The sequence below is a fragment of the Campylobacter sp. genome (assembly GCF_017646085.1).
Lineage (GTDB): Bacteria > Campylobacterota > Campylobacteria > Campylobacterales > Campylobacteraceae > Campylobacter.
Genome location: NZ_JAGCNF010000049.1, coordinates 1 through 6527 on the forward strand (window position 1 = coordinate 1; position 6527 = coordinate 6527).

General features: G+C 32.3%; 9 protein-coding genes. 2 read left to right on the top strand and 7 right to left on the bottom strand.

Features of this window, described 5'->3' with window-relative positions; genetic code table 11:
* Positions 1–295: S16 family serine protease (locus J6V67_RS02525; RefSeq protein WP_291858069.1), on the top strand; the 295-nt coding region annotated here is incomplete at its 5' end.
* 219 nt (positions 296–514) lie between these two features.
* Entirely contained in the window at positions 515–1249 is a 735-nt protein-coding gene (gene fliP, locus J6V67_RS02530) for a flagellar type III secretion system pore protein FliP (RefSeq protein WP_291858072.1), read from the top strand.
* Positions 1250–1313: 64 nt separating this feature from the next.
* Here fliP and J6V67_RS02535 read toward each other — a convergent pair whose 3' ends face one another.
* From J6V67_RS02535 to J6V67_RS02565, 7 genes are all read right to left on the bottom strand, one after another.
* Positions 1314–1916 carry a DedA family protein gene (locus J6V67_RS02535; RefSeq protein ID WP_291858075.1) on the bottom strand — a complete coding sequence of 201 codons (603 nt, stop codon included), beginning with the start codon at positions 1914–1916 and terminating at the stop codon, positions 1314–1316.
* Positions 1917–1924: 8 nt separating this feature from the next.
* Positions 1925–2608: a 1-acyl-sn-glycerol-3-phosphate acyltransferase gene (locus J6V67_RS02540; RefSeq protein WP_291858077.1), complete on the bottom strand. Its 684-nt coding sequence runs from the start codon at positions 2606–2608 to the stop codon at positions 1925–1927.
* Complete coding sequence (locus J6V67_RS02545; RefSeq protein WP_291858080.1) at positions 2592–3746, bottom strand: hypothetical protein; 1155 nt, start codon at positions 3744–3746, stop codon at positions 2592–2594. The genes J6V67_RS02540 and J6V67_RS02545 overlap by 17 nt, the downstream gene beginning before the upstream one ends.
* Complete coding sequence (purQ, locus tag J6V67_RS02550) at positions 3740–4405, bottom strand: phosphoribosylformylglycinamidine synthase subunit PurQ (protein WP_291858082.1); 666 nt, start codon at positions 4403–4405, stop codon at positions 3740–3742. Before purQ ends, J6V67_RS02545 begins: the two co-directional genes overlap by 7 nt.
* Positions 4406–4408: 3 nt before the next feature.
* Positions 4409–4639, bottom strand: coding sequence for a phosphoribosylformylglycinamidine synthase subunit PurS (purS, locus tag J6V67_RS02555; RefSeq protein ID WP_291858085.1), 231 nt, complete (start codon positions 4637–4639; stop codon positions 4409–4411).
* Positions 4640–4658: 19 nt separating this feature from the next.
* Positions 4659–5372, bottom strand: coding sequence for a phosphoribosylaminoimidazolesuccinocarboxamide synthase (gene purC / locus J6V67_RS02560; protein WP_291858089.1), 714 nt, complete (start codon positions 5370–5372; stop codon positions 4659–4661).
* Positions 5373–5383: 11 nt separating this feature from the next.
* Positions 5384–6527, bottom strand: a 1144-nt coding sequence (locus J6V67_RS02565; RefSeq protein ID WP_291858092.1) for a S41 family peptidase, incomplete at its 5' end; no start/stop codon positions are given.

Below are 6527 nucleotides of genomic sequence, written 5' to 3' on the forward strand. Positions count from 1 at the left end.
ACCAAGTGCTGGAATAACAATGACTACTGTAATTGCTTCAATTTTAAGCGATACGCCAATCTATAGTGATGTAGCAATGACTGGTGAGATTACGCTAAGTGGCAAGGTGTTACCAATTGGCGGCTTAAAAGAAAAACTAATTGCTGCATATAAAGCTGGAGTAAAAAAAGCAATAATACCGCTTAAAAATTATGACCGAGACTTAAAAGATATCCCACAACAAGTAAGAGATAATATGGAGATAATTGGCGTTGAAGATATTACTGAAGTTTTAAAAGTTGCTTTAGTCAAATAAATATTGCTTATACGAAGTTAAGCATGTAAAGCATAAATATAATAAAAAGTCAGTGGTTTTTGGTTGGCTAATTATCAAGGATAGTATTAAACTATTTTAAGAGCCATTTTAGGCTCTTAAAACTAATATGCTAGCTATGATTTATAATGATAATTTAATATATTTTATTAGCCTTTAATTAAATTTAATGTAGAATTATCCTTATTTAAAGGGGATTTTTTGAGATTTTTGGGTCTATTATTTTTGATATTTACAAGTAGTTTTGGCGCTGAGAGTGTTACAGTACCAACGATGAACCTTAGTCTAAGTGCGCCAGATACACCACAGCAACTAGTCACTAGTTTAAATGTCCTTGTAGTATTGACGCTTCTTGCGCTTGCACCGTCGCTAATATTTGTAATGACGAGTTTTTTACGTTTAGTAATTGTTTTTTCATTTTTGCGACAGGCAATGGGTACACAGCAAATGCCACCTACAAATGTACTGATCTCACTAGCACTTATTTTGACTTTTTTTATTATGGAACCAGTGGCTAAACAAAGTTATGAACAAGGTATAAAGCCATATTTAGATGAACAAATTAGCTATCAAGAAGCCTTTGAGCGTGGGTCAAAGCCATTTAAGGAATTTATGATTCGCAACACTAGAGAGAAAGATTTGGCTCTATTTTATAGGATTCGTGAGCTGCCAAATCCTACTACTATAGATGATGTGCCTTTTACCATTGCAGCGCCAGCATTTATTATTAGTGAGTTAAAGACGGCTTTTGAGATAGGATTTTTGCTATATTTGCCATTTTTGGTGATTGATATGGTAGTTAGCTCAGTGTTAATGGCTATGGGTATGATGATGTTACCACCAGTTATGATATCATTGCCGTTTAAACTTTTAATTTTTGTTCTTGTAGATGGGTGGAATTTGCTTGTAGGAAATTTGGTCGCAAGCTTTAAATAAGACCTGGCTAAATTTAGCTAGGTCTTATATACTCTTAAGATTTTTTAATAGTTTGTAGGTAATTTTATAGATTTTTGCGTTTATGGATATAGATATAGATTGCAGTAATTAAGGCTACTGCTATAAGTAAGTAGATAGTTATTTGTCCTAAATACTCTTTGATTAGTTCTTTTTGATCGCCAATATAGTAACCTATAGCCAGCAAAATTGCAACCCAAATTCCAGCACCAAGTGTAGTATATAAGCTAAAAGTAAAAATATTCATCTTTGCAAGTCCAGCTGGTAGGCTAATATATTGCCTAATGCCTGGAATTAAGCGACAATTAAACGTAGAAATTTCGCCATAACGGTTAAAAAAACTTTCAAATTTAGCCATTTTTTCATCGGTAATTCCTACATATTTACCATATTTTGCTACAAATGGTCTGCCCAAAAAGTAGCATAAATAGTAATTAAATAGCGCTCCAGCTAGACTTCCAAACGCTCCAGCAGCAAATGCCATATATAAATTCATCTGTCCTGTATAAACTAAATATCCAGCTGGAATCATTACCACTTCGCTAGGAAAAGGAAAAAAGCTACTCTCTAAAGCCATTAATAAAAATATCCCTAAATATCCCCAATTAGCTACTAAATCAACCAAATAAGTTACAATATTTTCTAACATTTTTAGCCTTATTTATTCAAATTATCTTCTAGTAGAGCTTGCATTTTTTCTCTAGTATTTTCTAGCCACTTCTCATCACTTGTATCTACAATATCCATATAAATAATCTTAATAGTACCAGAATTTACGCTTATACTCTTACTATCAATAATCTTTCTAGAGCCAATTATTAGCACGGGCTGAACTATTAAATTTAACTTATTAGCTATGATATTTGCACCATTTTTAAATTTTAAAATTTTGTCGCCAGTACTACGAGTGCCTTCTGGAAATATCGCTATTACTCTGCCTTGAGATACTCTTTCTTTTGCTAGTTTTATTATTTTTGGTAGAGATCTTGGATCTTTGCGATCTATTGATATCATTTTTGGTACCCGAATGATATTTCCAAAAAATGGTAAATCCTCTATCTCTTTTTTAGCAATCCAGCAGATATTAGCCGGATGAATTTCTTCAAGTGCCATTATATCTAGCATACTTTGATGGTTGGCTATTATCATATTTGCACGTGGGTCTGGGCTACCTATTACATCAATTTTATAACCAATTAGCCATCTTTGCATTTTTGTCCATTTTCGCCTTATCCATAGATTGCTAGATGGTGCAATAAAAAATATCAGCACCACGATAATTACACTTATGGTGATTTCTATGGCGTAAAGCCAACTTTTTATCTTATTTAATATTTTCATTTTCTACCCAGCCTATAGTTTCATTTTGTAGGATAATTTTGGTGAAATTTTCATTTTTGGTAATAATTTTGACATTTTGCTCTTTAGCTGCAATAGCAAAAATAGTTGAATTTGGCATAGGCAAGATTCTTATTTTACTATTTGCTTTAAGTTTTGCTTCGCTAAAAGGTTTATTATCATAGATTGCGTAAGCTATAAATGCTACTGCAATAATAAAGGAGTAGTAACTCTTTTTCCAGATAAAAAGTAGTAAAAATAATATAATTGCAATATAAATACTAAGCTCTTTATATAGTCGAAACTCACCCTCTTTAGGATTAAGTGGTACTTGAGTACTTAAATCATTATCTTGTACTTTTATATCTAAATTTAACTCTTTAAAAATATTTTGAGTGTAATCGTAGTAACTAAAGTTTATATTAGTTTTATTATTATCACTTATTATAAAATAAATTCCAGTTTGATTTTTATAGTCGCCTTTTAGGCTATCAAAACCTTGTTTTTCAAACTCTCCTGGTATTTGAAATAGGCTTAAATTTCCATTTTTACTTGCTAGTTCTATGGTAGTTAAATTTGAGTATTCATTAAATTTTGAGCTTTTTACCATATTTATCTCTAAATTTTCTCCGACAAAATTGGCAAAATCGGTTCGTAATTGAATATTTTTAATCTTTGGAAGATCTGGCTTTATTGTTTTATTTTGAAAAAAAATTCCATTTCTTTTTAGCGTGAGCGTTAGAGCATCAATATTGGATTGAGCGCTACTAGCTATTAGATGGATTGTAGTTTCGTAGATTCCAGCGGATTTTTTTTTCCATAGTGGCTTTGGATTTAGCCAAGTTATATCAGTAGAGTGCATAGTAAGATTCATATCAAAATCTAGAACTTTATCTGTATTAGCAGTTAAATTTAAGGTAAAAGGCTGATAGATATATATTGATTTTTCTTTTACTTGGCTTGTGAGAACTAGCTCGACTGGATCAATATTTTGATAGATTAACGATGGATCAATATCCATAATCTCATCAGTATCAGCTATACCTTGCATCTGCTCATCAGTGATGCGTTGTCCAAATGGCGTAGGCTCGCTAAAACCTACGCTAATGAGCAAAATAAGTGCAAAAATAGCCCTTAGCAAAGAAATCCTTTAAGCATTTTAGCTCCATCAGTGCTACCCAAAATACTCTCTACAGCTCTTTCTGGATGAGGCATTAGGCCAAATATATTTTTATCTTTATTGCAAATTCCAGCTATATTATCTACTGAACCATTTACGCTAATCTCATTGCCATCTTTATCGCAGTATTTTAGCAATACACAATCATCATCATACAGCTTTTTAATTGTATCACTATCTGCATAATAGTTGCCTTCACCATGAGCTAAAGGGATATCTATTAAATCAGAATTATTGAAATTTGATAAAAATTTATTATTATTAGATATCACTTTTAGATGGTTAAATTTGCTTATAAAGCTCATATTTTCATTTCTTCTCATTGCACCAGGTAAAAGCCCGCTCTCTAAAAGCATCTGAAAACCATTACAAATACCAAGCAGCAAGCCGCCATTTTGAGCATGTTTAATTACTGTTTGCATAGCTGGACTAAATTTTGCAATTGCTGCAGTTCTAAGATAATCGCCATAGCTAAAACCGCCAGGTAATACTATTAAATCTGCTTTAAATTCAGTCTCTTTATGCCAAATAATCTCTGAGTCAAATCCGAGCATATCAAAGGCATATTTAGTATCTCGTTCGCAGTTTGTGCCAGGGAAATTTATGATAGCTACTCTCATTTTTTAGCCTTTTACGATCTCATAATCTTCTATTACCGTATTTGCTAGTAGTTCTTCACACATATTTCTAATCTGTTCATCGCTAGTTTCATCGCTAAGTTCTAGTATGATTTGTTTACCGATTCTAACATCATTTACACCGCTAAAGCCAAGGCTTTCTAAAGCATGTTTTGTAGCCTTGCCTGCCGGGTCTAAAACACCATTTTTTAGATATACATTTACAATTACTTTCATCATTTATCCTTTAAATTTATTATGATAATATTCTACGTAAGACTTCTTCGTAAGCGACTTTTACATTACCTAAATCTTGTCTAAATCTATCTTTATCCATTTTTTCGCCTGTATTTGCATCCCAAAATCTACAGCTATCTGGACTAATCTCATCAGCTAGTAGAATATTTCCATCTTTATCAACACCAAATTCAACCTTAAAATCAACAAGCTTTAACCCTTTTGTAGCAAAAAATGGCTGAAGAACAGAGTTGATTTGTCTACCTAAATGGCGTAAAGTTGCTAAATCTTGTTCGCTTTGTACAATATCAAGTAAAATTGCGTGTTCATCGTTAATTAGCGGATCGCCTAGCGCATCATCTTTATAGTAAAACTCAACTAAAGTAAATGGCAATACTGTAGCTTCTTTTATACCTAGTCTTTTACTAAGACTACCAGTGGCGATATTTCTTACTACTACTTCTAATGGAATGATTGAGCATTTTTTGACTAGTTGTTCAGTTTCATTTATACTTTCAACAAGTGCAGTTTCTATACCATTTTCTTTTAAAAGTTTAAATAGTGCAGTTGAAATTTTATTATTTAGCGCACCTTTTCCCTCTTCATTACCTTTTTTTTCGGCATTAAATGCTGTTAGATCATCTTTAAATTCAGCTATTAATAGCTCATCATTGTCCTTAACTGACCACATTTTTTTACCTTTACCTTCGTAAAGTAATTCTGATTTTTCCATACTTTTTCTCCTTACTTGATGTTTAAAATTTTTATTGAATCTACTGCAGTTTTTAACTGAATATCATCATAAATTTGTTTTTGAGTTATTATGTTTTTGCTATTTGTCTCTTTTTTCTTATTTTTTGGTTCAATTTTATCTAATTCACTCTCTAAATGTTGCTTTAAATCAGCCTCTTTTAGATGAAATTCATTTTCATCATTTGGTACCTTTCCAGGATGAACTATTATATCTGGTGTAACGCCTACAGCCTGAATAGTTCTACCGCTTGGGAGATAGTAGCGAGCTACTGTTAGTCTTAGTGCTTCTTTTTTATCAACTGGCATAATAACTTGAACGCTTCCTTTGCCAAAGCTATTTTCACCAATTACTACAGCTCTTTTTAGATCTTGCAATGCGCCACTGACTATTTCACTAGCACTAGCACTTCCGCCATTAATTAGTACAGCAAGTGGGGCGTTGGTTATAAAGTTGCCTTTTTGGGCAGTGTGAATTTCATCTTCATTTTTATCTCTACCTTTTTGAGAGACGATTACTCCATTTTCGATGAATAAATTTGCTAAGCCAACAGCTTGATTTAGTAAGCCTCCTGGGTTATTTCTTAAATCCAAAACAATCCCTTTAGCTTGTGGATATTTTTTGATAAATTCTCTAGCTTTTTTGGTTACATGTTGATCAAAATTTGTAACTCTTAGATATAGGATATTTTCATCTTCAATCATTTTGGCTTGAACTGATTCTACAGTGATTATATCTCTTATTATATTTAGATCAAATGGCTTTTTTTCGCCTTGTCTTACAATTGTGATTTGTACTGGCGTTTTTGGCTTACCACGCATCTTATTTACAGCCTCATCAATTGTTATATTTATGGTGGATTCGCCATCTATTCTTAAAATTACATCACCTGATTTTACTCCAGCTTTATATGCTGGTGTGTCATCTATTGGAGCGATTACTGTTAGTGCGCCATCTTTGATTCCTACAGTTATTCCAAGGCCTCCAAATTCACCTTTTGTTTGAATTTGCATATCCTTAAATGCCTTTTCATCTAAGTATCCAGAATGTGCATCTAAGTTTGTTAAAAGTCCAGATATTGTTTTATCTACGATTTGGGTGAAATTTATATCATCGACATAATATTTTTCTACTACG

Coding starts and splice junctions, on each gene's coding strand:
- J6V67_RS02535 (WP_291858075.1), bottom strand. CDS start 1,916: ATGTTAGAAAATATTGTAACTTATTTGGTTGATTTAGTAGCTAATTGG.
- purQ (WP_291858082.1), bottom strand. CDS start 4,405: ATGAGAGTAGCTATCATAAATTTCCCTGGCACAAACTGCGAACGAGAT.
- purS (WP_291858085.1), bottom strand. CDS start 4,639: ATGAAAGTAATTGTAAATGTATATCTAAAAAATGGTGTTTTAGACCCG.
- purC (WP_291858089.1), bottom strand. CDS start 5,372: ATGGAAAAATCAGAATTACTTTACGAAGGTAAAGGTAAAAAAATGTGG.
- J6V67_RS02540 (WP_291858077.1), bottom strand. CDS start 2,608: ATGAAAATATTAAATAAGATAAAAAGTTGGCTTTACGCCATAGAAATC.